This window comes from Kitasatospora sp. NPDC052896 (genome assembly GCF_044547075.1).
Classification (GTDB): Bacteria; Actinomycetota; Actinomycetes; order Streptomycetales; family Streptomycetaceae; genus Kitasatospora.
This window is the reverse complement of record NZ_JBITZU010000023.1, coordinates 15736-41327: the sequence shown is the minus strand read 5'-3', so window position 1 is coordinate 41327 and position 25592 is coordinate 15736. Positions and strand designations below refer to the sequence as shown.

The following is a 25592-nucleotide window of genomic DNA, read 5'->3' as shown; positions in this document are numbered from 1 at the left end:
GTACACTTCCTCAACCTCCCGTGGGAACCGCCCGGTTCAGTGATCCCCGAGCCGCCCTCGTGCGCCTGCTGTGCGCCCCTGGTCCCGTGGAAGGCTGCCCGGACGGTTGTTGCTCCTGACGACCGGTCACCGTCACCGAGTTGTGGAGTCGCCATGTCCGCTGCCGACCAGCCCGCCCACGACCGCACCCGCACCCACAGCGATCCCACGCTGTACCGGACACCCGCGGAGGCCGTCGCCGCGCCGCCGGAGAAGCTCGCCTACGTGGCCGGCTTCGACCGCTCCGCCCGCCGGCCGGACGCCCTGATCACGGTCGACACCGACCCCGCCTCGCCCAGCTACGGCCGGGTCCTGAACCTCACCGAACTCCCCACCCTGGGTGACGAGTTGCACCACTTCGGCTGGAACGCCTGCTCCAGCGCGCTGGCTCACGCCTGCCACCAGGACCCCGAGCGCCGCTACCTGCTGCTGCCCGGCCTGCGCTCCTCGCGGCTGCACGTGCTGGACACCCGACCCGACCCCGTCCGACCGCGGTTGGTGAAGGTGGTGAGCGCCGAGGAGCTGGCCGCCAGGGCCGGCTACTCGCGCCCGCACACCCTGCACTGCGGCCCCGACGGCGTCTTCCTCTCCTGCCTCGGCGGCGCGGACGGCGCGGACGGGCCCGGCGGGGTGGCGCTGCTCGACCACGACACCTTCGAGGTGCTGCGGGCCTGGGAGACCGACCGGGGGCCGCAGCACCTCGCCTACGACGTGTGGTGGCACCTCGGCGCCAACGTCGGGATCACCAGCGAGTGGGGCACCCCGGCGATGGTCGAGGAGGGCGTCGTGCCCGATCTGCTGCTGGGCCGTGCCTACGGGCACGCCCTGCACTTCTGGGAGTTGGACTCCGGGCGGCACCTGCAGCGGCTGGACCTCGGCGACGAGCACCAGATGGTGCTGGAACTGCGGCCCGCGCACGACCCGGAGCAGCAGTGGGGGTTCGTCGGGGTGGTGACGAGCGTGCTGGACCTCTCCGCCTCGGTCTGGCTCTGGTACCGGGAGGGCTCGGCCTTCGCCGCGCGCAAGGTGATCGAGATCCCGGCCGAGCCCGCCAAGTCCGAGGAGCTGCCACCCGCGCTGCAACCCTTCGGCGCGGTACCGCCGTTGATCACCGACATCAACCTCTCGGTCGACGACCGCTGGCTGTACGTCTCGGCCTGGGGCACCGGCGAGCTGTTCCAGTACGACGTCTCCGACCCGTTCCACCCGCGGCGGACCGGCTCGGTGCGGCTGGGCGGCATCACCGAACGGGCCCCGCACCCGGGCGCGCCCGGCGTCCCGCTGACCGGCGGCCCGCAGATGGTCGAGCTCAGCCGGGACGGGCGGCGGCTGTACCTGACCAACTCGCTCTACGGTTCCTGGGACGACCAGTTCTACCCCGACGGCATCGAGCCCTGGATGATCAAGCTCGACGCCGACACCACCGCCGGCGGGCTCACCGTCGACCCGCGGTTCTTCCCGCACGGCGAGGAGTTCCGGGGGCTGCGGGTGCACCAGACCCACCTGTCCGGCGGCGACGCGTCCTCCGACTCGTACTGCTTCCGCTGACCCACGGCCGGTCGGTCTTATACGCCGTCCGGGCCGGCGACACGCCGTCGGGCGGCCGCGGTCCACGCGAACGGTCGACCCGGCGGCGCCGCCTCCCGGCCGCGGACCACCCACCGGACGAGCCTGGCTCGGCAGCGGTCCGCGCCGGTCGACCGCGTCCGGAGGGCAGCGTGGGCCAGTGGAGACGGTTCCCCCGGCGCGGGTCGACGACTGCCGGCGCACCGGCCGCCGGAGCGCTGGCCGACAGCGCGGCCGGGCTGATCACCGCGCTCTTCAGCGTGCCGGAGGGCATGGCGTACGCGGCGATCGCCGGCTTCTCCCCAGCCTCCGGCCTCTACACCGGGGTCCTGCCGGCGATCACCGGCTCACTGCTCTGCCGCACCCCGCTCATGATCACCACGCTGACCAGCGCCATCGCGCTGACCTCGCGGACCGCGCTGCAGAACGCCCGGCTGGACCCCGCGAACCCGGCGGACGTCGCCGCGCTGACCCTGACCGTCGCGCTGGCGATGGCCGCCTTCGCGCTGCTGCGGATGGGCGCGCTGCTGCGGATGGTCTCGGCGGGCGCGATGACCGGCTTCTCGATCGGCATCGCCGTGCAGATCGTCGCGAGCGCCCTGGACGAGGCGACCGGCTACCAGCCGCACCGGCACAACCGGCTGCTCCGGGTGCTGGCCTGGGCGGCGCACCCGGCCGGCTGGTCGGCGGGCGCCACGGCGGTCGCGGCGGCCACCGTGCTGGCCTGGGCGCTGGCGCACGGCTGGCGGCGGTCCCGGGCGCTGGCGGTGCTGATCGCCCTGCTGACAGCGACCGTGGCGACCCGGGTGGCGGGCGTTCCGGTGCCGGTGACCGCCTCGCTCGGGACGATCCCCGGCGGGCTGCCCGCGCTGTCCTTGCCCGCCTGGCACGCACTGCCGCGGCTGCTGGCGGGCGGCTGCTCGGTGGCGATGGTCGCGCTGGCCCAGGCCGCGGGGATCGGCCCCACCGCCGATCCCCGCCGGACCGGCACGGCGGCCGACACGCTCGCCCAGGCCGCCGCCAACCTGGTCGGCGCCTTCTGCCACGCGCTGCCCGCCGGCGGCTCGCTCTCCCGGACCGCCGTCTCCGCGGCCGCCGGGGCCCGCACCCGGTGGGCGGGGGTGGCCTCCGGCGCGGCGCTGGCCCTGGTGCTCTGCACCGCCGGCCGGCTGGCCGGCCTGATCCCGCTCCCGGTGATCGGCGGCCTGCTGATCGTCATCGGGGTCAAGCTGATCGCCCACCGCGCCGGCGACGTCCGGGCCGCCTGCCGCGCCGGGCGGCGGGAGGTCGGACTGCTGGTGGTGACCTTCCTGACCACCACCGAGCTGCCGCTGCCCGAGTCACTGCTGCTCGGGTTCCTGCTCTCCACCGCCCCGGAGGCCGTCCGCGTGCTGCGCCGCCACGCACCGCGCCGGTACCGGGCCACCCCGGCCGGCTCCGGCGTCTCCCAGCGAGCGGGGTAATCTTGGGAACTCCGCGAGGCGAACCCACCGCCCCGCCCGGCCACAAAGGGATCCGGCCCATATGCTCCAACTGGCTTATATTCCCAGTCCCTCCCAGGGGGTCTGGCACCTGGGGCCGGTACCCATCCGCGCGTACGCGCTCTGCATCATCGCCGGGATCGCCGCCGCGGTCTGGCTGACCCGCAAGCGCTGGTCCGTGCTGGGTGGCAATCCGGACGACATCTCGGACATCGCGGTCTGGGCGGTCCCCTTCGGCATCGCGGGCGGCCGGCTCTACCACGTGATCACCGACCCGGAGCTCTACTTCAAGGCCGGCGAGCAGCCGATCAGGGCGCTCTACATCTGGGACGGCGGGCTCGGCATCTGGGGCGCGGTCGCGCTGGGCGCGGTGGGCGCCTGGATCGGCTGCCGCAGGCGGGGCATCAAGCTGGCCGCCTACGCCGACGCGCTCGCGCCGGGCCTGATCCTCGCGCAGGCGATCGGGCGCTGGGGCAACTACTTCAACCAGGAGCTGTACGGCGACCCGACCCGCCTCCCGTGGGGCCTGCTGATCGACCCCGCGCACCGGCCGCCGAACACCCCCGACATCGCCACCTACCAGCCGACCTTCCTCTACGAGTCGCTCTGGGACCTCGGCGTGGTCTTCCTGCTGCTCTGGGCCGACCGCCGGTTCACCCTCCACTCGGGCCGGTTGTTCGCGCTGTACGTCGCGGCCTACACGGTCGGCCGCGGCTGGATCGAGGCGCTGCGCGACGACCACGCCAACCACATCCTGGGGCTGCGGCTGAACGACTGGACGTCGCTGATCGTCTTCCTCGGCGCGATGGCCTACCTGGTCGCCACCCGGAAGCGGCCCGTCCCGGAGCCCTCGCTCGGCCACAACGCGGCCCCGGTCGCGCAGTAACCCCGCCCGCTCCCCAGCGCGGCGCGCCCCCCCCCCCGGGGGGCGGGGGGGGGGGGTTGGGGGGGCGCGATCCGGGGGCGGGCCGCCCCCCCTCCGCGCCGGGCCCCCCCCCCCCCCCCCGGGCGGGCCCGGGCCCCCCCCCCCCCCCCCCCCCCCCCCCCCCCCCCCCCCCCCCCCCCGGGGGGCCGCCCCGCTGCTGTGTTCGGGGGCCGCTATCCGGGGGCGGCCCGCCCGACGTCGTCGCCGGGACGCCCCGGCGCCGCCGTGCCGTGGAGCGCCGCCGCCCGGCCCCCGGCGCGCTCGTGTGGTGATCCCTTCACCGAGGCTTCGTCGACCCGTGGGCCGGGCGTGGCCCGTGCGTTGAACGGTCCGCGGAGGCGGCAGGCAAGCTTCGGGTAAATTGGCCGCCTTTGGGACGATTCAGTCGAAGACAGAACACCACGGTGCAGACTTCGACGGCCGGACGGGCTGATCGAACTGCCCGAGGGGCCAGCGGAGTTGCCCTCTCGGAACGCTCCGGAGCGGACCGCGCGCACCAGCGAATTCAGTACATAACAGACACCCAGCATCCCCTGGAACCAACCGGCCTCACCGGCCGTCAGAGGGGTGGGGACCACACCTCCCGTTGTCGTGTCGTGATGACATAGTGTCGAGCCGGTCATCAGACGGACCGATCATCGGGAGGGCATACACGCATGGCGTGGCGAATTGACGGACGAACATTCCGGGGGACGGCGGTGACAGTAGCCGCCCTGGCCGTGCTCTCGGCCTCGGGCAATCCCCTGCTGAGCATCACCCCCACCGCCGCGGCGGCGGCAACCGGGTCCGCCGGCCTGCCCGGGGCCTCCGCTCCGGTGGCCGGCACCTTCCCGGCGGACGGCGGACGCCCCGGTGGCACCCTGCCGCAGCCGCCCACCAGCGCGCCGGGCACCCCCGGCGGCACCCAGCTGCCCGGCACCCAGCCGACCGTGGACGTGGGCGGGGCGGTCCTGCCCGCCACCGTCTACGCCGCTTACTACAAGGCGGAGCAGACGCTCTCGCAGACCGAGCCCGGCTGCCACCTGCAGTGGGCGATGCTCGCCGGGATCGGCCAGGTCGAGTCCGACCAGGCCGACGGCGGTCGGGTGGACCAGAACGGCACCACCTTCACGCCGATCCTCGGCCCGCTGCTGAACGGCACCGACGGCACCGCCGCCATCCCGGCCAGCAACAACGGGATCTTCGACGGTGGCGCGGCCTGGGACCGGGCGGTCGGCCCGATGCAGTTCATCCCCTCCACCTGGGCGGTTTGGGGCACGGACGGCAACGGGGACGGCAAGGCGGACCCGAACAACATCTTCGACGCGGCGCTCACCGCCGGCCGCTACCTCTGCGCCGACGGCCGGGACCTGTCCCAGAAGTCGCAGCTGGACCGCGCGATCCTCAGCTACAACGACTCGACCGACTACATGAACACGGTCGAGAGCTGGATCCGCTACTTCAGCACCGGTGTGCTGACCACCCCGGACCTGCCGGCCCTGCCCAACCCGGGCGGACCGTACGCGACGGGCACGCCTGGTGGCGGCCCGGCCGTGCCAGGACCGGTGGCGTCGAGCACCTCCCCGGCGCCGACCCCGAGTGGCACCCCGGCACCGACGGGTAGCCCGACGCCGCAGCCGACGGTCAGCGCCACGGGCACCGTCACGGTGCCCACCCCGACGGCGTCGGCCCCGGCCTCGCCGTCGCCCTCGCCGAGCCCGTCGGCCAGCGGCAAGCCGAGCCCCTCGCCGTCCCCGACGACGGGCCCGACCAGCTGCCCGTCCCCGAGCGCTTCGGCGACGGCCGGCCCGTCCCCGAGCGGCTCGCCGAGCCCCTCACCGTCGCCGAGTGCTTCGGCGTCGGCGTCCCCTTCGCCCTCGGCTTCCGCTTCGGCCTCGCCGAGCCCGTCGGAGAGCGGCAAGCCGAGCGCCAGCCCCTCGCCGAGCGGAGACCCGTCGGCGAAGCCGTCGCCCACCGCCTGTTCCTGAGGCGGCCGGCTCAACCGAGCGCCCGGGCCGTCCCCTTGAGGGGATGGCCCGGGCGCTCGGCGTTTCCAGCGGGAGCGGCGGGAGGCACGAAGGGCGTGGGAGCAGCAGCCCCCGCCGCCGAACGCCGCGGCCCGCGGGGCGCTCGGGCGCTCCGCGGGCCGGGCCGCTTGGGGCGGGGTGGGCCGGCCGGTGGCCGGCCCGGGGTGGCGGGGTCAGCCGGTGAAGGCCGCCGTGCCGTTGGGGGTGCCCAGGCCGGTCGGGCCGTTGTAGCCCGGGCCGGCGGTGCAGAGGTACGAGCCGCCGCAGTCACCGTTGGAGCCGGTGGTCACGTTGTACAGCGCGGACGGGTTGGCGTACGCGTCCGCCGCCGGGACGTTCGCGCTCGGGGTGCCGGCCAGCGCGTAGACGCTGGCGATGATCGGCGAGGCCGCGCTGGTGCCACCGTAGACGTTCCAGCCGGAAGCGCCGTAGGTGTCGTAGACGGCGACGCCGGTGGCCGGGTCGGCGACCGCGGCGACGTCCGCGACGGTCCGGTTGGAGCAGCCGCTGTCGGTCTGCCAGGTCGGCTTGGGCTCGTAGGCGGAGCAGCCGGAGCCGGTGCCCTCGGTGCTGCTGGTGTTCCAGACCGACTCGCTCCAGCCACGGGCGCTGGAGTCCTGGGTCAGCGAGGTGCCGCCGACCGCGGTGACGTACGGCGAGGCGGCCGGGTACTCGACGCCGTAGCCGCTGTCGCCCGCCGAGGCGGTGATGGCGACGCCCGGGTGGTTGTAGTACGAGTCGGCCGAGGTCTCGTCCGACGACTCCGAGCCGCCGTAGCTGTTGGAGACGAACTTGGCGCCCATCGAGACCGCCTGGTTCACCGCGGTGCCCAGGTCATCGGTGCTGGCGGAGTTGGCCTCGACCAGCAGGATGTTGCAGTTCGGGCAGGTGGCGCTGACCATGTCCAGGTCGAGGGAGATCTCGCCGGCCCAACCCGAGTCGGGCGACGGGTAGTTGGTGCCACCGTTCTCGTCGACCTTGCTGAAGCAGCCGTTGGCCGAGGTGCACGCGGGCAGCCCGAACTGGCTGCGGTAGGTGGCCAGGTCCGACTCGGCGTTGGGGTCGTCCTGGGCGTCGACGATCGCCACGGTCTCGCCGGCGCCGTTGGAGGCGGCCGCCGAGGCCAGGTTGTAGGCGCTCTGGATGTCGGACGGGCCGTAGCCGGAGACCGTGTCCGCCACGGCGTGCGCCGAGTTGGCCCTGGCCAGGTGGGTCTTGACGGCTTCGCCGCCGGTGACCCGGAGTGCGTTACAGGCCATGTATCCGGCCTTCGGCTCCGCGCAGGAACGGGTGTAGGTCACCTTGTGGTGCGCGTTCTGCGCCGTCGCGGCCTGAGCCGGCGCGACCGCGCCGAAGGCCGAGAGAGCGAGACCCGCCGCGGCGGTGAGGGCCAGCGTGGCACGCCGGGCCGCGGGGTGGGGAGAGGTACGCAAGCTCGTGCTCCTCTGAATCAGTGAACCGATCTGTGGGGGTTGGCCGTTCGGCGTGGGGCACCGTCGGGCCGGGCCGCTCGCGAGCACCGGCGGTGGTTCGAACCGCCGGGCCGCACGGGTCGCAGCGGCAAACACGACGGTAGGTTTAGCCGGACATGCCAAGCAATGGCTTTCTCAGGAAAATCACAGAATCCCCGCCATGGACCCGCTCAGCCCACAGCTCGTCCGACTTCCCGCCGACCCGGCGCCAACCCGCGCCAACCTGCGCTAACTCGCGCTAACTTGCGTCAATCCGCACATTTCCGGGCGGAACCGGCAGCCAGGCCGAAAGGCGGACCCTTTCAGGTCCGCCACGGCGTTCGCTCAGCTGACACTCAGTCAACACACCTCGACCGCAACGACACCCCCACGGCGGCGGTCCCTCAGCTAGCCTCCGCCCCGTCACCGGACTGCGCGCGGCGCCGGGCGTTGTCCTTCTCCCGCTCCTTCTTGGCCCGCTTCGGGCTGATCTCCCCACTGCGCACCCGGCGCCGCAACTCCTCGTTGCGGGCGGCGACTTCGGGCGGCAGTGGCGGCCGTCGCACGGCGGACCGACCCCGCTCGGGCCGCCGACCACCGGCACCTTGCTGCTGCACCCGCTGACCCCGCTGCCCGTCTTGGACCTGCTGGGCCTGCTGGGCCTGCCACTGCTCCGGAGTCCGGTAGGCGTCCCCGGGCCGCAGCGCGTAGGGCTCGCGGGCACCGGCGACCCAGGCGGTGTGGCCGAGCCGGTCCAGCGCGTACTGGCCGGCCTCCTCGGGCGCGGTGGGCCAGTTGGCGGCGATGAAGACACTGCGACCGGGGCCGTGACCGTGCGCGTCCCAGTACTCCGCGAGCCAACGGGCGAACCGCACCGGGCTGGTGTCGAGCAGATCGCAGGCCGCGGCCTGGCGCTCGCTGAGGCTGAGCACGCCGTCGGGCCGGCCGGGCGCCGGCTGGGTCGCGTCGGCCGGGACGAACGGCCCCAGCGCCTCGGCGAGTTGGTAGCCGTCCCGGTCGAGAGCGGCCAGCCAGCCCGTGTCGAGCAGCTCCCGCAGGTGGTCGACGCCGACGCCGGAGGGGAGTTGGGGCAGCGCGCCGGGACCCCCGTCGGGGTTCGCGTGGGCCGCCAGGTACAGCGCGGCGAGCCGGGTCGCGCTGTCGGCCTTCCGCAGCGGCCGGGCGGCGATCGTCCGGGCGAACCAACCGCCGATCCTGGCCCGGGCCTTGGCGCTGACCTCCAGCGGTCCGTCCGGTCCCAGCCCGGGCACCTCGACCACGGCGGGCCTGGACGGGTCACTGGTGAGCGGCGAGGCGGTGAACCGCCAGCCGAGCGCCGCCAGCAGGTCGAGCGCCTGCTGCGGTTCGGCCAGTCGCAACCCCGCGAGGTCGGCCGCGACCAGGTTGGCGCGCCCCTCCCGGGCGGCCCGCACCGCGACCAGGGTGGCCAGCAACCGGACGTCCGTGGTGGGCAGTTGGAATGTCGCGGCGTGCGCCAGGATCATCCGGGCGGTGCACCCCTGCCGGGCGGTGAGCAACGCCTTGACCACCGGCGCCGGTTCGGCGGATGACGACTGCGCGGTGGGCGGTTCGGGAGCCGGCCGCGGGACGGCGCCGGCCGCGACGGGCGGCGGGTTGTGGACGCCCTGCGCCTCGCACAGCTCGCAGCTCAGCGCCCGCTGCACGGCCCGACGGTGACCCGCACCCCGCCAGGCCGGCTGCCGGACGGGCTCACGGAGGGGCTGACGGACGGCGGGCTCGCGAGCGGGTCCCCGCTGCACCGGCCCTGACCACGAAGCAGGTGCCTCCGCGAACACCGGCGCGGTGGCGGCCGCCGAGAACAGCGCGGTGGTGGCGGCGCGCGCGGCGGACTGCCGGGGCAGGTTCGCGGCCTGATCCGCCGGAGCCGCCGGACTTCCGACATCCCCGGCACTCACCACGCCCGGCACCGGAGGTCCGGCGGGCCGACCGACGGCGCCGGTGAGCAGCTTGGCCCGCGGCATCAGCCCCGCGCAGGCCCGGCAGGTCTCGACCATCCGCCAGGAGGTCCGGGTCGCGTCCACCGAGAGCACTCGAACGCCCCCGCCCGTGCAGCGGATCCGCCCCGCGTGCCAGGCGTGGTCCTCCGAGCGGCAGCGACAGTAGAGCAGGGGCGGCAGGGCCCCGGCCCGGCGGGCGTGCGCGGCCAGGTGCTCCAGCGCGGCCTCGCGCGCCTTCGCCGGCTCGGTGAAGCGCCGGTGGGCGGTCCGGCAGCGGGTGTCCGCGCAGACCACCTGCAGCACGCCGGAACTGGGATGCCCGTAGGCGGCGATGCGCACCGCCCACAGCCGACCGACCACACCGTCCTCGGCGACCGTGGTGTCCTGCGTCACCGGTCCCCCTTTCCTTGCCCCTGACCTGACGTCACTTCCCCGTTGGCAAAGGGAGGGTAACGCCGCCAGGTGCTCGCGCTGCGGATCCGCACCACTACAGGGCGTGTCCGCCGGTTGGCGGTGGCGGGCGCGGCCCGGACGCGGCGATGGGGTGACGGAGCGCGCCTATCCTGACGGTATGGCCCACGGTGCGCCCGGACGTGCGCGGCACCGGATGTGGCGGATCGCACGGACGTTCGCCGCAGACCCGGTGGAGGCGGTGCTGTCGCTGCCGGCGGAGCTGGGCCGATGGCGCGAGCGGCCGATGACCTACCGGGCGGACGAGGAGTGGGAGGCCGGGCTGCACCACCTGCTCGGCGCACCCTGGCCCTGCCCGTGGACCACCACGGACGGGAGCGACGGCGACTGGGCGCCGGCCCGGGCCGTCCGGTGCGCGGTGCTGCACCGCCACCCCGAGGTGGTCCTGGAGAGCGGGGCGGCCGGCGGGGCGGTCAGCCGCCTCGCACTGGAGGCGCTGGAGCACAACGGCCACGGCCGGCTGTGGAGCGTCGAGCCACCGGGCCCGCAGCGACCCGCAGCCGTGCCGGAGCGACACCGGGAACGCTGGACCCGCGTCCAGGGGTCGAGCCGGCGGCAGCTGGCCGGGCTGGTCCGGGAGCTGGGCACGGTGGGCGTGTTCGTGCACCACACCCGGCCCGCCGCCCCCACCGCCGCGTTCGAGCTGGACCAGGTCGCCCGCGTGCTGCCGCCGGGCGGGGTCATGCTGGTCGACGACCTCGGCACCGACCCGGCCTTCGCCTCCTGGACCGGCGACCCGACCAGGGCCGCCACGCTGGTCTGCGCCTCCTCCCTCGACGGCGCCCGGCTGTTCGGCGTGATCTGCACCAACGCGGCCGCCGCCCGCCGACACCGGCCCCGCCGGTCCGCCGCCGGCTGGCACTGAACCCGGCACTCCTCAGCCTGCCCGGCCCTCTTCGACCGGCCCGGCCCTCCTCAGCTGGACGGCCAAGGGTTTCGACGCCCGAAAAAGTGATATCACTATGCTAGGTTCGTGCCTGCGAACACCGGATGAGAGGAGCCGGCCCGATGGCCGCTCAGCACAGCAACGACGGCGCGCCCGAGCGCAGCGCCTCCCCCCTCGGCACGCTGACCGCCGGCACGCCCGACGGCCTCGACCTGCGGATGCCCGACGCCAAGGTCACCGAGCGGCCCCTGACCGGCGCCCCCGGCCTGCCGATGCTCGCCCTCACCCTGCTCGTCCTGCTGGCCGGCGCCGGTCTGCTGGTCTGGGGCCTGGTCGAGGATGCCGGCCGCTCGACCGCGCTCGGCATCACCCTGGTGGTGGTCGGCCCACTGGCCGTCCTCACCGGGGCGCTGCTGGCCGCCGGCCTGACCGCGGTCGCCCCCGGCCAGGCCCGGGTGGTCCAGCTGCTCGGCCGCTACCGCGGGACGATCCGCCAGTCCGGCCTGAGCTGGGTCAACCCGTTCACCAGTCGCCGCCGGATCTCCACCAGGATCCGCAACCACGAGACCGAGACCACCAAGGTCAACGACGCCGACGGCAACCCGATCCAGATGGCCGCGGTGGTGGTCTGGCAGGTCGAGGACACCGCGAAGGCGGTCTTCGAGGTGGACGACTTCGTCGCGTTCGTCGGCATCCAGACCGAGACGGCGGTGCGCCACATCGCCAACAGCTACCCGTACGACGCGCACCAGGAGGGCCAGCTCTCGCTGCGCGACAGCGCCGACGAGATCACCCGCGAGCTCTCCGCCGAGATCGCCAGCCGGGTCGCCTCGGCGGGTGTGCGGGTGATCGAGTCCCGGATCACCCGGCTCGCCTACGCGCCCGAGGTCGCCCAGGTCATGCTGCAGCGTCAGCAGGCCGGTGCCGTGGTCGCCGCCCGGCGGATGATCGTGGAGGGCGCGGTCGGCATGGTGGAACTCGCCCTGGACCGCCTCGCCGAGCGGGACGTGGTGGAGCTGGACGAGGAGCGCAAGGCCGCCATGGTCAGCAACCTCCTGGTGGTGCTCTGCGGCGACCGGGGCACCCAGCCGGTCGTCAACACCGGCTCCCTCTACCAGTAGGAGACGACCCGGTGGCGACGGAGCGGAAGAAGATCCTGCTGCGCCTGGACCCCGCCGTCCACGACGCGCTCGCCCGCTGGGCGGCGGACGAGTTGCGCAGCACCAACGCGCAGATCGAGTTCCTGCTCCGCAGAGCCCTGGCCGACGGCGGGCGGATGCCGGGGGGCGTGGCCCGGCTCCCCCGGCGCGGGCGGCCCCCCAAGGAAGCCGACCCCGCCGAGGCCGGGGCCGCCGAGGCCGCAGCCCCACCCCAGCCGTAACCCGTCGAGCCGCGAGGAGCCCGCCGTGGACCTGCCCGACACCGACACCCTTCCCTCGAAGCTCTTCCTGTTGGCCCTCAACCCCGAGCGCGAGCGCCTCACCGGCCGGCACAACCTCGACCTCCTGCTGGGCGCCGCCGTCCTCACCGAGCTGTTCCAGCGCGGCCTGCTGCGCGACGAGCGCGGCCGCGCCGTCGCGACCGGCCCGGCCCCCGCCGACCTCGATCCGCTGCTCGCCGAGGCGCTCCAGCGGATCCGCGACGCCCGGTTGCGACCCTGGAGGGCCTGGATGACGAGCCGCCGGCACACCGCCCGTGCGGTGCGCGAGCAGCTGGCGGCGGACGGCCGGATCCGGGTGGCGGAGCACCGGGTGCTCGGCCTCTTCCCCGCCCGGCGGATCACCTGCCGCGACCCGCGGCCCCGCAAGGCGCTGTTGACCGCCGTCTCCGGCGCGCTGCGCGGCCCGCTCGGCCGGGTCACGCCGGCCGACGCCGCCCTGGTCGCCCTCGCCGACGCCGGCCAGCTGCGGATCGTGGTCGACTACCGGGTGCGGCGCGCCCACCGCCGACGGCTCGCCGAACTGGCCGCCCGCTGCGGCCCGCTGCCGCTCGCGCTGCGCCGAGCGATCCGGGCCCGGGACGCGGTGGCGTCCTTCTGACCTGCTGCAGGCAGTCGTCCGACCCGGCCCGTCGGTTCAGCCGGCCGGCTCGACGACGTGCTGACGATCTGCCAACTCGCCTGCCAGCCGCCGCTCTTCCACCGCCTCGCCGATCCGCCCCAGGCTCTGCAGCACGGCGCCGATGAACTCCCGGCAGTAGGCCTCGATCCGCAGGTTGCCCTGGGCGTGCCCGAGTGCCATGGCCCGGCGGCCGGCCGCCAGCGCGGCCTGGGCTCGGCCGAGCGCGTGCAGCGCCTCCGCCTCGGTCTGGGTGGCGAGCACCAGGATCGGGTCGGCGGTGCTGGCGCTGAGCAGCCGGACGGCCTCCCGCGCGTGGTCCAGCGCGAGGTCCGGACTGCCCGCCAGGACCAGCGCGTTCGCCAGGTTGTTGTGCGCCTGGGCAGTCCGCCGCCGGTTCGCCGACTCGACCGCCTCGTCCAGGATCTGACGGAGCATCGGCAGCGCCGACACCGGCTCCCCGGCTCCGACCAGGCAGTTGGCGTACCGGGTGCGACAGTGGTGGCGCAGCGCCGGGTCGTCCGCCGACTCGGCCAGCGCGACGGCCCGGCCGAGGTGCCCGCCGGCGTCCTGGTGGCGGCCCTGCTCCATCAGCGCCAGCGCCACGTCGGCGTGCAGCCGGGCCTGGTCGCCGGGATCCCCACAGGCCTCGGCGGCCCGCAGGCCGCACCGCGCGGTGAACTCCCACTCCCGCTTCATCCGGCCCTCGTTGTAGTACAACACGCATACCTGGTGGGCCAGTTGCCAGGCCTGCTCGGTCCGCCCGCACTGCTCTGCGCGCTCCACCAGCCGGCGCAGCGTGCTCTCCTCGCGGCGGAACCAGCCGATCGCCGGGCCGGCCCCGGCCAACGGAGGTGTCCCGCCGGCCGGCGGGCGGGGCGGGGTGTGGAGCCGGGTCCGGGTCTCCAGGCCGACACAGGCCAGCGCGGTCGCCGCGAGGTAGTGGTCGATCAGCCGGTCCATCGCCGACTCCCGTTCGGCGCAGGTCAGTTCGGCGACCAGCTGGGCGGCGTAGAGGCGCACCAGGTCGTGCCGGGCGAAGAGCCCCGGCGCGGTCTCCTGGACCATGTGGGCCTCGTCCAGCCGACCGAGCAGCGCGCGGGCCTCGACCAGCGGGACACCCGCAAGCGCCGCGCCGGTGTACGGGTCCACCTCCCTGCCCGGGTAGAGGCCGAGCAGGGTGAACAGCCGGACGGCCGGCTCCGGCAGCGCCCGGCAGGTGAGGCTGAGCGCCGCGGCCACCCCCAGCGAGCCCCCGGTGGAGAGGGTGGCCAACCGGGCCTGCTCGTCGGAGATCTCGGCCGCCAGGTCCGCCAGCGCCCAGCCGGGCCGCGCCGCGAGCCGGGCCGCCGCCACCCGCAGGGCCAACGGCAGGCGGTCGCACAGCTCCACGATCTGCTCGGCGGCCCGCGGTTCGGCGGCCAGCCGGGCCGGGCCGACCACCTTGGCCAGCAGGTCCAGCGCCTCGGGCCGGCTCAGCACGGACAGCGTCAGCGGCACGGCGTCCTCGCGCACCACCAGGTCGCCGAGCCGGCTGCGGCTGGTCACCACGGTGGCGCTCCGCGGCCCGTCCGGGAGCAGCGGGGCGAGCTGCTCGTACGTCCGGGCGTTGTCCAGCACCACCAGCACCCGCCGGTCCGCGAGCAGCGCGCGGTAGAGCCGGGCCCGCTCGTCCAGGCCCTCGGGGACGGCCCGGTCCGCGACGCCCAGCTCACACAGCAGGCCCATCAGCACCTCGGCCGGGTCCAGCGGGTCGGTCTCGTCGAAGCCGCGCAGGTCGACGTAGAGCCGGCCGTCCGGGAACCGGTCCGCGACACCGTGTGCCCACCGCAGCACCAGGCTGGTCTTGCCCACCCCGGCCGGGCCGCTGACCAGCACCGGCGCCGGGCGGCAGCCCTCGACGACGCGGTCCAGCTCGGCCAGCTCTCTGGTCCGCCCGACGAACCGCCGCCCGGCGCGCGGCAGTTGGGAAACCTCCCGGGGCTCGGTGCCGGCCGGCCAGAGACGCCGGTGCGCGGCCAGCAGCCGCGGGCCCGGCTCGGCGCGCAGTCGCTCGCGGGCTCGCCGGTAGACGGTGAGCGCGTCGTCCCGCCGGCCCAGCTGGTCGAGGCAGAGCAGCAGCTGGGCAACCAGCGGCTCGTGCCCGGGATGGCTTTCGACCGCCTCGGTGAGTGAGGGCACCACCTCCGCCGCACGGCCCAGTCGCAGCAACCGCTCGGCCAGCTGCTCCAGCGCGGCCAGCCGGGCCTCGGCCAGCCGCGGGCCGACCGCCTCGCGCAGCGTGGTCGAGCCGCAGTCGGCCAGCGCCGGGCCGCGCCAGAGCCGCAGCGCCTCGGCCAGCAGCGCGGCGGCCCGCTCGTCCCCGGCCGTCCGGGCCTGCGCGTGGAGCTGCTCGAAGCGCACCGCGTCCACCTGCTCGGGCTCGCCGAGCAGCACGTAACCGGGGTCGCGGGTGGCCAGGGTCACACCGCCGGCCAGCAGCCTGCGCAGCCCGGCGACGTGGCCCTGCAGCGCGGCCCGGGCGGTCGGCGGCGGACTGCCCTCCCAGACCGTGTCGAGCAGCCGGGCGGTGGGGACGACACTGCCCAGTTCCAGAGCCAGCGCGGCCAGCAGGGCCCGGCGTTTGGGCGCCGACAGCGCGACGGGGGTGCCGTCGTCGTGCCGCAGACTCACCGGACCGAGCAGCTGTATCCGCATCCATGTCCCCTTCGCGAAGCTCGGGCGGTGAGAGCCAGAGGATACGTCGGCCCGCGACCCCGAACCGAGCGAGGGCACCTCGCGGCGCCTTCGAGGCCGCCGAAGCGCCCGATTCGGCCCGGTTAGACTGGTTCGCCGCCGGCCGGTCCGCCGGTGGCCGAGGGGTCCGGCCACCCGTGCGACCAGGGAAGCGGCCCGAAGGACCCGAGAGGTGGGGAGGACATGCGGATACGGCTGCTCGGCCCGGTGGAGCTGAGGACCCCGGACGGCAGCCTCGCCGCGCTGGCCGGTGCCCAGCGACGGGCGGTCCTCGCCCTGCTCGCGCTGCACCTCGGCCGGCCCGTGCCGGTGGAACGTTTCTTCGAGCTGCTCTGGGGCGACGAGCCCCCCGCGCAGGCCCGGGCGGCCCTCCAGGTGCATGTGGCGGCGCTCCGCAAGGTGCTCGGCGGCAGCCGTTTCGAGCTGCTCACCCGGGCGCCCGGTTATCTGCTCAACGGTCCGCAGGACGCCGTGGACACCCGGCTCTTCGGCCAGCTCACCACCGAGGCGGAGACCAGCGACGACGCCACGGCCGCCGCCCTCCACCAGCGGGCGCTCGGTCTCTGGCGCGGCGGCGCGCTGGCCGACCTGCCCGACACCGAGTTGCGCCGGGCGCTCGCCGAGCGGTTGGAGGAGTCGCGGGTCCGGGCGGTCAACTCCTGGGCGGAGCGCCGCTTGCGGCTGCGTGGCGCGGACGAGGCGATCCCGGCGCTGGAACAGAACGTCCGCGCCGACGGGCTGCACGAGCCCACCGTCGCACTGCTGATCCGCTGCCTGCACCAGGTCGGACGGGGCTCGGACGCGCTGGCGGTGTACCGGCGGGCGCGGGAGCGGCTGGCGGACGAGCTCGGGGTGACGCCCGGGCCCGCGCTGCGGGAGGCGGTGGCGGCGGTACTGTCCGACGGCGGGTCCGCGGCACCGGCGGCCGCCGAGCCCTCCGCCAGCCCCACCGGCTCGGCCACCCCGGCTACCGCGCGCCAACTCCCGCGGCGGCACGCCGGGTTCGTAGGCCGCTACCGGGAGTCGCGGTGGCTGGACCAGGAGTGCGGCGCCGACCGGCTCGGCGACGGGCTGGCCGTGGTGGTCGGTCCGGCCGGCAGCGGCAAGACCGCCACCGTGGTCCGTTGGGCGCACCAGGTCGCCGCCGACTTCCCCGACGGACAGCTCTTCGTCGATCTGCGCGGCTTCGACCCGGCCGGGCCGGCCGAGCCCGCCGAGGTGCTCGGTCGCTTCCTGCGCGCCCTGGGCCTGGCGGAGCACACCATCCCGGCCGATCCGGCCGCCCGGGCCAGGCGCTACCGGGCGGAGACCGAGCACCGGCGGCTGTTGGTGGTGCTGGACAACGCCCGCAGCGCCGCCGACGTCACCGCGTTGCTCCCCGCCGGGCCCGACTGCGCGACCGTGGTGACCAGCCGCAACTCGCTGGAGGACCTGGTGGTCACCGAGGGCGCGGCACTGCTGCGGCTGGAGGCGCTGCCGGTCGAGGACGCGCTCGGGCTGCTGGAGCGGATGCTCACCCCGACCCGGGTCCGCGCCGACCTCCCGGCCGCCCACCGGCTGATCGCGCTCTGCGACCACCTCCCGCTGGCCCTGCGGATCGCGGCGGCCCGGCTGGCCTCCCGACCGGGTTGGACCGTTGCCGACCTGGTCACCGAACTCGCCGACGAGCACACCAGGTTGACCGCCCTGGACACCCGGGGCGCACTCAGCGTACGCAGCATGCTCATCCTGACGCATCGTCATCTCAGCACCAAGGGCGCCGAGTTGGGCATTCTGTTGGCCGCCCACCCGGGCCACGAGGTGGACGCCTACGCGGCCGCCGCACTGCTCGGCAGCGACCTGCGCACCGCCCGGCACGCGCTCGGCGACCTGGCCGCGTACCACCTCCTCACCGAGAGCGCCCCGGGCCGCTACGGACGGCACGACCTGGTCCGGCTTCACGGTCGGGAGCTGTACGCGGAGCACGACGAGCAGGTCCGCCGGCGCTCCGCCGCCCGGCTGCTGGACTACTACCTGACGGCGGCCCGCCGCTGCGCCGACCTGCTGGAGCCGGACCGCCGGCCCGAGGAGCGCCGGGCCCACCCGCCCGCGGCGGTGCCCGAGCCGGCCGACGTGCGATCGGCGCTCGCCTGGTTCCGCAGCGAGGAGCCGACCATCCGGGCTCTGGTGGCAACCGCCGAGCACGCCGAGCCGGAGCGCGCCTGGCGACTGGCCGAGCTGTGCAGCGGGCTGTACTACGGCGCCGGCCGGCTCACCGACTGGCTGGGCTGCCTGCGCTCCGGGCTCGCCGCGGCCACCCGACTCGACTCCCGGAGGGCCGTCGCCTTGCTGGCGGCCTCCTCGGCCAACGCCCTGGTCGGCGTGGCGCGCCCGCAGGACGCGCTGGCGCCGGCCCGCCGGGCGGTGGCCGGCTCCGACCCGGCGGACGGCTATCCGCACTGCCTCGCGCTGGCCACGCTCGGCCTCGCGGTCGCGGCCGGCGGCGATCCGTCGAGCGCGGTGCCACTGGTCGAGCGGGCCGTCGCGCTGCTCCGGGCCGAAGTGCCGGACGGGCGGCCCGGGCAGCTCGCCGCCGTGCTCGCGTTCGCCGCCTCGGTACGGGAGTTGGCCGACGAGCCGGGGCCGGCGCGGCGGCATGCCCGGGAGGTTCGGCGACTGCTGGCCGAGCACCCGTTCGCCGCCCCCCGGCTCTGGGCGATGCTGATCGAGGCCCGTGCCCTGCGCGGGCTCCAGCGGCCGGCGGAGGCCGAGGAGTTGTGGCAGCAGGCGCTGGCCCGCTGCCGCGAGGCCGGATTCCTGCACCTGCAGGCGCTCGCCGAGCAGCAGTTCGCCGACTTCCTGGAGTCGCTGGGCCGGTCCGAGGACGCCGCCGAGCACCTGCGCTCCGCCGTCGCGCTGTACGAACTGCGCGGCTACCAGGAGCTGTCGGGTGACCTGACCAGCCGGATCGCCGGCCTGGAGGCGGTCGGTCCCGGCGCGCCCTGACCGCTCCGTCAGCTCGACGGCGAGGGCCCGTCAGGCTTCGGCGGCCAGGACCCGCACCAGGCTCTGCACCCCGTCCTCGCCGAACCGCCCGACCAGTACCGCCACCCAGCGCACCGCCTGCCCGCGCTCGGCCGCCGTCCAGTCCGGCGCCGACGGGTGCTCGTCCACCACCAGGACCTCCGCCACCAGCAACAGCTCGCGGGGCGGTGGTGGCGGCACCCACTTCTCGGGCAATCCGCGCAGGGCGAGCCGGCGGGCCGCGGCGATCACCGCCGACGCCTCCGCCGCCGGGACGGCCAGCCCACCGGGCGAGTCGGCCGGCCGGCCGGCCGACTCGCCGGAGGGCGGGGACACGGCCAGCCACCTGGCGATCCGCCGGCGCGTCCACAACTCCTGCCGCGCGAACTCGTCCGCGTCACGCCGCGTCACCGGCCGGGCCGACTCCACCGCCACCGCTGCTCCCCGTCCATTTCCGGCACCACGCCGGATGGTGGGCCCCACCCTGCCGGGGACCCACCACTTCGTTCACGTGGCCGACCCCGGCCCGGGTTCACGCCTGTTCGGGAACCCACCAGGTGGCCCGGGCGGCCGTGCAGCGGAAGCCGGGGCCGAAGCCGAGCAGCATGCCCCGGTCACCGTGGGCCGGGGGCGTGCGGTGGGTGCGCTCCAGGACCGCGAGGACGGACGGCCCGCCGAGGTTGCCCTGCTCGTTCAGGCAGTCCCAGGAGTGCCTGAGCAGGTCGGGCTCGAGCTCCAGCCCACCGGCCAGTTCCTCGAGGATCCGCGGGCCACCGGTGTGCGAGACGATGAAGTCCAGCTCCCAGCCCTCGCCTTGGATCCGCTCCCGCAACGCGGGCAGCACGTCGGGGACGGCCCGCAGCGCGCTCTTCTCCGAGTCGAAGTGCACGCCGTACCGGTCCACCCGCTTGCGGTAGCGCTCGGCGCTGTGCGGCAGCAGGTACTCCCAGAAAGCCTCGATGCGCAGCCCCGGGCCCAGCGGCCGGTCGGTGACCAGGCAGGCCACCGCGCTGTCGCCCCACAGCGCCTTGTAGATCATCTGCTCGATGCTGACGTCGGTGTGGTGGTAGAGCGAGCTGAGCGACTCGGCGAGCACGACCAGCACGGTGGCGCCGGGGTGGGCGGACAGGAACTCGGCGGCGACCGCCAGCGCGTGGGCACCGCCCGCGCAGCCGAGCTGGCTGGCCGGCCTGCAGGCGGCCTCCGGGCGCAGACCGAGCGCGTTGTGCAGGAACACGTCCAGACCGGGCACCGCCTCACCGGTCCCGTGCACGGTGACCACGCAGTCGATGTCGCCGGCACGCAGACCGGCCTCGGCGATGGTGGCCCGGGCTGCCCGCAGGCCCATCTCGGTGATGTCGTCGAAGGCCGTGTGGATGCGCTCGGCCGGCTCGCGCTCGCCCGTGACGACCTCGAAGGGCTGGCTGTAGTGCCGGTGGGCCGGCAACTGGCCGAGGACCCGGGGAATCACGGCGATCCTCGGCAGATCGGCATGACGGATCATGATGTCGTCGATGATCTGCCGCAGGGGTATCCGGTGCGGCGGTAGAACCACGGCGGGCCGGTTCACATACACGGGCAAGGCGGACCAATCCTCTCGGACGCGGGTGGTCGGCACCGACTCCCCACCAGCGCCGCTACGACTCGTGGCACACCCGGCGCGAGGGAATCGGCGGCCACTGCATCAGATCACAGGTCAGGCCGGCACTGAATTCGACCTCGCCATTCCGTTTCCGCTGAGAGCAAACCGACCGGCCACCACGGGTCATGGAAGCGTAATGTCCGCACGGTGCGCCGGGAATGGGGCCGGGATCATCCCCTACCGCTGACGGCGCGGCTCAGTCCGGCCGCGGTCTCCGTCACGGCCGTGGCGATGTCCTCGCGCAGCGCGGTGGCGGACAGCCGGTAGCTGGGCAGCAGCACGGCGACCGCACCCGCGCAGCTCTCGCCGTTCCAGACCGGCGCGGCCACCAGGTCGAACCCGGCGATCGGGGCCGGCCCGTGGTCGTAACCGTGCTGGCCGGCGGCCGGCTGACCACCGATCACCCGGCCGACCGCACCGGCCTCCAGCGAGGTCCGCCACAACAGCGCGCGCCGCTCGGCCGGGGCGCAGTGGATCTCGCGCTCGTAGGGCCCCAACGTGCGGTCCAGGCACACCGCCGCGGCCTCGGCCGGCAGAAGAGAGGCGTACAACAGGGCCATGCCATTGCATTCGCACTGTAGTGTGACGAGCGCGCTGTGTGTGGCCGGCGAGCTGGCAGCCGGATCAGCCGGCAGCGCACCCGTGCCCAACGGGCGCGGCGACGACGAACCCGGGGAGGAGTAGTGGTCGGGAGCCACCCGTACCGCCATGCCGAAGTCGGCGGCGTCCGCCAGGATGTGATGGGCCGTCGCGACCGGGATCTGCGCCTCCTCGGCGATCCGCCGCAGGTAGTGCGGTCCGTCGCCCAACTCCCGCAGCGTGCGCAGTACTCCGAAGACCGTGCGGCGGGTCGGCGCGGGCGCCGTCGGGACAGACTGCTGCATGGCGCACCCCCGATCGCGGCGTGACGGTGACGGCGGGACGGCGACGACGGAGCCGAGTGGACTGTCCATTGGACAGTGGCGGGAATATCCGCTCGCCGAGGCCACGATTCTGGCCAGCGATCAGCCGTACAGGGAAGGTCTTCTAGCCGACACGTTTTTGTACGCAAATCCCGTACACCTAAATCAGCTCACCAGGAGGGGAAGCGTTCGACCGGGGAGGATCCGGCGGGCGCCGGGACCGGACATGATCACACCACCCGCGGGCCGCACCACTCGGCAACCGGCCCACCAACCCGAGCGGTTGGGCGACTTCCTCAAGCGCCACCGAGCCCGGGTCAAGCCACAGGAGCTCGGCATGGCGGCACGCACCGGAGGTCGCGGCCGCTCGGCACCGGGCCTCACCCAGGCCCAGGTCGCGCAGTTGATGAGCCTCGATCCGCGGCACTACCAACGGATCGAGGGCGGCAAGGCGACGCCCACCGAGGAGCAGCTCGACCACCTCGCCCGGATCCTGCGACTGCGCGAGCCCGAGCGGATCGACCTGTACCTGCACGCGCTCAAGCGCCCGCCGGTCACCGCCCAGGACCCGGAGTCCGCCAGCGAGCTCTGCGCCTACTGGCGGTTCGTCGTCCCCGCCATCGGCCACCAGGTGCGGGAGCACGCGCCGGGTCAGGTCGTGGTCGGCCCGCTCGCCTACGCCTCCAACATGTGGTGGGACGTCGACGCGTACAACCAGGCCTTCGCCGACATGTTCGGCGAGGGCGACATCCCGACCAACATCTTCCGCTGGATGGCCTGGGAGGGCCGCGACCAGCTCCCCGAGCACTCCACCTACTGGCTCTCCCGGGCGCTGCCCCAACTCGACGCGCTGTTGCGGCTGCACCCCGACCGGCGCGAACTGCGGGAGCTGGCCGACTGGGTGGAGCGGACCATCGAGTGCCCGGCCGCCCCGAGCTCCTACCAGCATCCGGACGGCGACGTCCGCCCGGTGCTGCACCACCGCTACGGCTACGGCTCGCTCGTCATCGGGGCGGCCGCGCCGATGGGCGGTCTGGGCAGCCGGTTGATCATGATGCACTTCTACCAGGGTCTGACACCTGATGAGCTGCGTCGTCGCTTCGGTCACTGCACGCACCATCTCTGAGCCCGCGACACCGTATTCCCCCACCTCCCCGCAACCCCGCATTCCCCACTCCTCACAGCCCCGCATTCCCCCACCCCCCGCGACCCCGCATTCCCCCGCCCCCCGCAACCGCGCATTCCCCCACCCCCCACCTCCTGCCGCCACCGCGAGATAGGCACAATCGTGCTCATGAAACCTCCGGAGCAGCCGGCCGCCGGCGCACCGTCCGTATCCGCCGAGTCCACCTGGGCGGAGTTCGTGCGCAGCATCAGCGCCTACACCACCGAGCACGCCCCGGGGAAGGTCCTGGTCGGGCCGATCGCCTACGCGACCACGGCCTGGTGGGACCTGATCGCCCACAACCAGGCCTTCGCCGACCTCTTCCCGGGCCAGGTCATCCCGACCAACACCTTCAAGTGGATGGTCTGGGAGGGCCGCGACCAGCTCCCCGACCACACCCGGGCCTGGCAGCGGCCGGTGCTCCCGCACCTGGACGCCATGTTGCGCCGCCACCCCGATCACCCGGAGCTGCTCCAGCTGGCGCGTTGGACGGAACAGCGGGTCCCCCAGCCGCCGCGGCAGACCCGCGCCCGGCTCTTCGACGGTGCCGTCCGACCGCTGGTGCACGCGCAGCACGGCTACGGCTCGCTGCGGATCGGCGCGGCGGCGCCGGTGAGTGGTCTGGACAACCGGGTGGTGCTGATGCACTTCTACGGCGGGGTGAGCCCCCGGGAGCTGCGGCAGTCGCTGCGCGGCGAGGACGGCACGGGCCCGGGAGCGGCCCGGCGGGACTGAGCCTCCGCCCGTTCCGTATGGGTTCCGCAAATACCCCCCGGTGGCCGACCGGGCGGGCCTTACGGTGTGCCTCATGGGCCCACCGGTCTCTCTGATCCCAGCCGCCATGGCGGCCAGTTCTCGCCAACCGTCGTCATTCGGTCACCCAGCGTGGATCCGCTGCTATAGCATCATGCCCATGCCACCCGCACCCCTGTGCGGGTGAGCTCAGGGGTCACCAGGCCCCCAATCCACCGCTTCGGCGTTCCCCCACCGCCCCTCCCCCGCCGTCCACCCATTCGTCCGTCCCGTCGCGTCGGCACGGGACATGGCTCCCAAGGGTTAGAGAAACGTGCACGGGTCATTCGAGAAGCGCCAGGCAGCCAACACGCGGAACACCGGGGAACATCGCGCCAAAGGCGCCACCGCACCGGACCAGGAGACCCCGCCCGCCACCCGGCCGGCCCGCGCCTACGCCCCGCGCAACTGGCGGATCCGGACCCGGCTGACCGCGCTGCTCGCACTACCCGTGCTGGCGGCCACCGTGCTGGGCGGCTTACGCGTGCAGAGCTCGCTGCAACGCGGCGAGGCGCTCAGCGCGGTCAGCGCCACCAACCGGCTGGCCGCCGCCGCCACCTCGCTGGCCGACGCGCTCGAGGAGGAGCGGGACCTCTCGGCCGGCGTGCTGCCCGCGCAGCCCGGCCGCACCGACCCCGCCGTCGAGGCCGCCCGCGACACCACCGACCAGCAGCGCACCGCGTTCGCCTCGGCCATCACCGCGGTACGGCCCGGCACGCTGCCGGGCGGTGACATCGGCGTGCAGGCCGTCCAGGCCGACCTCGACCAGTTGGGCACGATCCGCCAGCAGGCCTTCACCCCGACCACCACCGGCCGAAGCTCGATACAGCGGACCGTGGCCGGCTACGACACGCTCGTCCAGAGCACCATCAACCTGAGCCAGGACCTGGCGCTGGCCACCGGCAACACCCGGATGATCCGGGCCGCGCACGCCCTGCAGCAGTTCGCGCAGGCGCAGGACGACGCGTCGGTGGTCCGCGCGGTGATCGCCGCCGCGCTGGCCGGCCCGTCGCACCAGCTCAGCCCGGACGACCAGGCGTACGCCGCGCAGGCCGACCAGGACCGCCAGGCGTTGCTGAAGGCCTTCCGGGCGTCCTACGGCGCGGCGGCGGCCAAGGCCGTGCTCGACCCGCTGGCGACCGACTCCGCCGCCCCGAGCGCCACCCCGGGCGCGGCCACGCCGGCCAGCCCCTCCTCGGCCGACCTCGACCAGCAGACCCGGCAGTTCCTCGGCGGGACCAACGGCCCGGCCACCGCTCCCACCACGATGTCCGCCGCCACCTGGTACGCACTGGCCAGCCCGCGGATCCAGGCGATGCACCAGGGCGAGCAGCAGCTCCTCGCCGACATGAACACCCAGGCGGCCAACCTGCGTTCGCTCACCAACCGCACCGCGCTGCTCAACGCCCTACTGGTCTCGCTGGTCCTGCTGGTCGCGGTGGGTGGTGCCACCCTGCTGGCCCGCTCGATGGTGCGCGGCCTGGCCCGCCTCCAGCGCGCCGCCGAGGACGTGGTGGAACGCCGACTGCCGGACGTGGTCGAGGCGTTGTCGCAGGCCGCGCCGCAGTCCGTGGACAGCCCGGTGGCGCCGATCGGCATCGACTCCACCGACGAGATCGGCCAAGTCGCCCACGCCTTCGACCAGGTGCACCGCGAGGCGGTCCGACTGGCCGCCGAGCAGGCCCTGCTCCGCGGCAACATCAACGCGATGTTCACCAACCTCTCGCGCCGCAGCCAGGGGCTGATCAAGCGTCAGCTCTCGCTGATCTCCGAACTGGAGGGCCGCGAGGCCGACCCCGACCAGCTGGCCAGCCTCTTCAAGCTCGACCACCTCGCCACCCGGATGCGCCGCAACGGTGAGAACCTGCTGGTCCTCGCGGGCGAGGACCCGGGCCGGCAGTGGACCCGGCCGGCACCGCTGGTCGACGTGCTGCGCGCCGCCGCCTCCGAGGTCGAACAGTACGAGCGCATCGAACTCACCACCATCCCGCCGACCGAGGTGGCCGGCCGGGTCGTCAACGACCTCGTCCACCTGCTCGCCGAGCTGCTGGAGAACGCCACCTCGTTCTCCGACCCGCAGACCCGGGTCCGGCTCACCGGCCACGCCCTGCCGGACGGCCGGGTGCTGGTCGAGATCCACGACACCGGCATCGGCCTCAACCCCGACGACCTCACGGAGATCAACGAGCGCCTGGCCAACCCGCCCACCGTGGACGTCTCGGTCTCCCGCCGCATGGGCCTCTTCGTGGTCGGCCGCCTCTCGCAGCGCCACGGCATCCGGATCCAGCTGCGCGCGGGCGACCACGGGGGCACCACGGCGCTGGTGATCCTCCCCGCCGACCTCTCCCCCGTCCCCGGCGGCACCCCGGTGCCGGCCACGGCCACGCTGGGGGCGACCGACCCCCGCGTCCTCGCCGGGCCGCCCCGCACCCGGCCGACGCCGCTGCCGTCCTCCGCACCCGGCCGGGCCTGAACCGGTGGCGGCCGGTTC

The 25592-nt window shown here is 74.7% G+C and carries 18 protein-coding genes; 12 read left to right on the top strand and 6 right to left on the bottom strand.

Going from position 1 to position 25592, the window contains the following annotated elements; translation table 11 throughout:
* The first annotated feature begins 153 nt into the window (after positions 1-153).
* From ACIGXM_RS30140 to ACIGXM_RS30125, 4 genes are all read left to right on the top strand, one after another.
* Positions 154-1587, top strand: coding sequence for a selenium-binding protein SBP56-related protein (locus tag ACIGXM_RS30140; protein WP_396566391.1), 1434 nt, complete (start codon positions 154-156; stop codon positions 1585-1587).
* A 170-nt stretch (positions 1588-1757) separates the two neighbouring features.
* The gene (locus ACIGXM_RS30135) at positions 1758-3068 is read left to right on the top strand and encodes a SulP family inorganic anion transporter (protein WP_396566389.1); all 1311 of its coding nucleotides are present in this window, start codon (positions 1758-1760) and stop codon (positions 3066-3068) included.
* Between the two features lie 61 nt (positions 3069-3129).
* Entirely contained in the window at positions 3130-3972 is an 843-nt protein-coding gene (gene lgt, locus ACIGXM_RS30130; RefSeq protein ID WP_396566387.1) for a prolipoprotein diacylglyceryl transferase, read from the top strand.
* A gap of 737 nt (positions 3973-4709) precedes the next feature.
* Positions 4710-5978: a lytic transglycosylase domain-containing protein gene (locus tag ACIGXM_RS30125; RefSeq protein ID WP_396566385.1), complete on the top strand. Its 1269-nt coding sequence runs from the start codon at positions 4710-4712 to the stop codon at positions 5976-5978.
* A gap of 212 nt (positions 5979-6190) precedes the next feature.
* Here ACIGXM_RS30125 and ACIGXM_RS30120 read toward each other — a convergent pair whose 3' ends face one another.
* Together ACIGXM_RS30120 and ACIGXM_RS30115 are read right to left on the bottom strand one after the other, a co-directional pair.
* Positions 6191-7450 carry a peptidase S8 gene (locus tag ACIGXM_RS30120; RefSeq protein WP_396566383.1) on the bottom strand — a complete coding sequence of 420 codons (1260 nt, stop codon included), beginning with the start codon at positions 7448-7450 and terminating at the stop codon, positions 6191-6193.
* Positions 7451-7872: 422 nt separating this feature from the next.
* A complete protein-coding gene (locus ACIGXM_RS30115; protein ID WP_396566381.1) occupies positions 7873-9840 on the bottom strand; it encodes a hypothetical protein in 1968 nt (655 codons plus the stop codon).
* Positions 9841-10018: 178 nt separating this feature from the next.
* On the opposite strand from ACIGXM_RS30115, the gene ACIGXM_RS30110 reads away from it, so the two are divergent.
* The 4 genes from ACIGXM_RS30110 (at position 10019) to ACIGXM_RS30095 (ending at position 12843) form a co-directional block, all read left to right on the top strand.
* Positions 10019-10783: a class I SAM-dependent methyltransferase gene (locus ACIGXM_RS30110; protein WP_396566379.1), complete on the top strand. Its 765-nt coding sequence runs from the start codon at positions 10019-10021 to the stop codon at positions 10781-10783.
* Positions 10784-10926: 143 nt separating this feature from the next.
* Positions 10927-11925 carry an SPFH domain-containing protein gene (locus ACIGXM_RS30105; protein ID WP_396566377.1) on the top strand — a complete coding sequence of 333 codons (999 nt, stop codon included), beginning with the start codon at positions 10927-10929 and terminating at the stop codon, positions 11923-11925.
* An 11-nt stretch (positions 11926-11936) separates the two neighbouring features.
* The gene (locus ACIGXM_RS30100; protein WP_396566375.1) at positions 11937-12185 is read left to right on the top strand and encodes a hypothetical protein; all 249 of its coding nucleotides are present in this window, start codon (positions 11937-11939) and stop codon (positions 12183-12185) included.
* Positions 12186-12210: 25 nt separating this feature from the next.
* Positions 12211-12843: a GPP34 family phosphoprotein gene (locus ACIGXM_RS30095; protein ID WP_396566373.1), complete on the top strand. Its 633-nt coding sequence runs from the start codon at positions 12211-12213 to the stop codon at positions 12841-12843.
* A gap of 36 nt (positions 12844-12879) precedes the next feature.
* Here ACIGXM_RS30095 and ACIGXM_RS30090 read toward each other — a convergent pair whose 3' ends face one another.
* Positions 12880-15558 (bottom strand): BTAD domain-containing putative transcriptional regulator, encoded by a 2679-nt coding sequence (locus ACIGXM_RS30090; protein WP_396566371.1) that lies wholly within the window; start codon positions 15556-15558, stop codon positions 12880-12882.
* A 222-nt stretch (positions 15559-15780) separates the two neighbouring features.
* Between ACIGXM_RS30090 and ACIGXM_RS30085 the strand changes: the two genes are divergently transcribed.
* Entirely contained in the window at positions 15781-18582 is a 2802-nt protein-coding gene (locus tag ACIGXM_RS30085) for a BTAD domain-containing putative transcriptional regulator (protein WP_396566369.1), read from the top strand.
* 30 nt (positions 18583-18612) lie between these two features.
* On the opposite strand, the gene ACIGXM_RS30080 is transcribed toward ACIGXM_RS30085, so the two are convergent.
* The 3 genes from ACIGXM_RS30080 to ACIGXM_RS30070 all read right to left on the bottom strand — a co-directional run bounded on the left by ACIGXM_RS30080 (position 18613) and on the right by ACIGXM_RS30070 (position 21126).
* On the bottom strand, positions 18613-19035 hold the full coding sequence (locus ACIGXM_RS30080) for a hypothetical protein (RefSeq protein ID WP_396566367.1): 423 nt from the start codon (positions 19033-19035) through the stop codon (positions 18613-18615).
* Positions 19036-19132: 97 nt separating this feature from the next.
* Entirely contained in the window at positions 19133-20176 is a 1044-nt protein-coding gene (locus tag ACIGXM_RS30075; protein WP_396566505.1) for a PhlD, read from the bottom strand.
* Positions 20177-20412: 236 nt separating this feature from the next.
* On the bottom strand, positions 20413-21126 hold the full coding sequence (locus tag ACIGXM_RS30070) for a hypothetical protein (RefSeq protein ID WP_396566365.1): 714 nt from the start codon (positions 21124-21126) through the stop codon (positions 20413-20415).
* Here ACIGXM_RS30070 and ACIGXM_RS30065 point away from each other — a divergent pair.
* The 3 genes from ACIGXM_RS30065 to ACIGXM_RS30055 all read left to right on the top strand — a co-directional run bounded on the left by ACIGXM_RS30065 (position 21125) and on the right by ACIGXM_RS30055 (position 25574).
* Positions 21125-22270: a helix-turn-helix domain-containing protein gene (locus ACIGXM_RS30065; protein WP_396566363.1), complete on the top strand. Its 1146-nt coding sequence runs from the start codon at positions 21125-21127 to the stop codon at positions 22268-22270. The two genes, ACIGXM_RS30070 and ACIGXM_RS30065, sit on opposite strands and share 2 nt — an antisense overlap.
* A gap of 168 nt (positions 22271-22438) precedes the next feature.
* Positions 22439-23044, top strand: coding sequence for a hypothetical protein (locus ACIGXM_RS30060; protein WP_396566361.1), 606 nt, complete (start codon positions 22439-22441; stop codon positions 23042-23044).
* A gap of 331 nt (positions 23045-23375) precedes the next feature.
* The gene (locus tag ACIGXM_RS30055; protein ID WP_396566359.1) at positions 23376-25574 is read left to right on the top strand and encodes a nitrate- and nitrite sensing domain-containing protein; all 2199 of its coding nucleotides are present in this window, start codon (positions 23376-23378) and stop codon (positions 25572-25574) included.
* The last annotated feature ends 18 nt before the right edge of the window (positions 25575-25592 follow it).

Bases quoted from the DNA above. Each gene is read 5' to 3' on its own strand.
- ACIGXM_RS30140 (WP_396566391.1), top strand. From the start codon at position 154: ATGTCCGCTGCCGACCAGCCCGCCCACGACCGCACCCGCACCCACAGC.
- lgt (WP_396566387.1), top strand. From the start codon at position 3,130: ATGCTCCAACTGGCTTATATTCCCAGTCCCTCCCAGGGGGTCTGGCAC.
- ACIGXM_RS30110 (WP_396566379.1), top strand. From the start codon at position 10,019: ATGGCCCACGGTGCGCCCGGACGTGCGCGGCACCGGATGTGGCGGATC.
- ACIGXM_RS30105 (WP_396566377.1), top strand. From the start codon at position 10,927: ATGGCCGCTCAGCACAGCAACGACGGCGCGCCCGAGCGCAGCGCCTCC.
- ACIGXM_RS30090 (WP_396566371.1), bottom strand. From the start codon at position 15,558: ATGCGGATACAGCTGCTCGGTCCGGTGAGTCTGCGGCACGACGACGGC.
- ACIGXM_RS30085 (WP_396566369.1), top strand. From the start codon at position 15,781: ATGCGGATACGGCTGCTCGGCCCGGTGGAGCTGAGGACCCCGGACGGC.
- ACIGXM_RS30065 (WP_396566363.1), top strand. From the start codon at position 21,125: ATGGCGCACCCCCGATCGCGGCGTGACGGTGACGGCGGGACGGCGACG.
- ACIGXM_RS30070 (WP_396566365.1), bottom strand. From the start codon at position 21,126: ATGCAGCAGTCTGTCCCGACGGCGCCCGCGCCGACCCGCCGCACGGTC.
- ACIGXM_RS30060 (WP_396566361.1), top strand. From the start codon at position 22,439: ATGAAACCTCCGGAGCAGCCGGCCGCCGGCGCACCGTCCGTATCCGCC.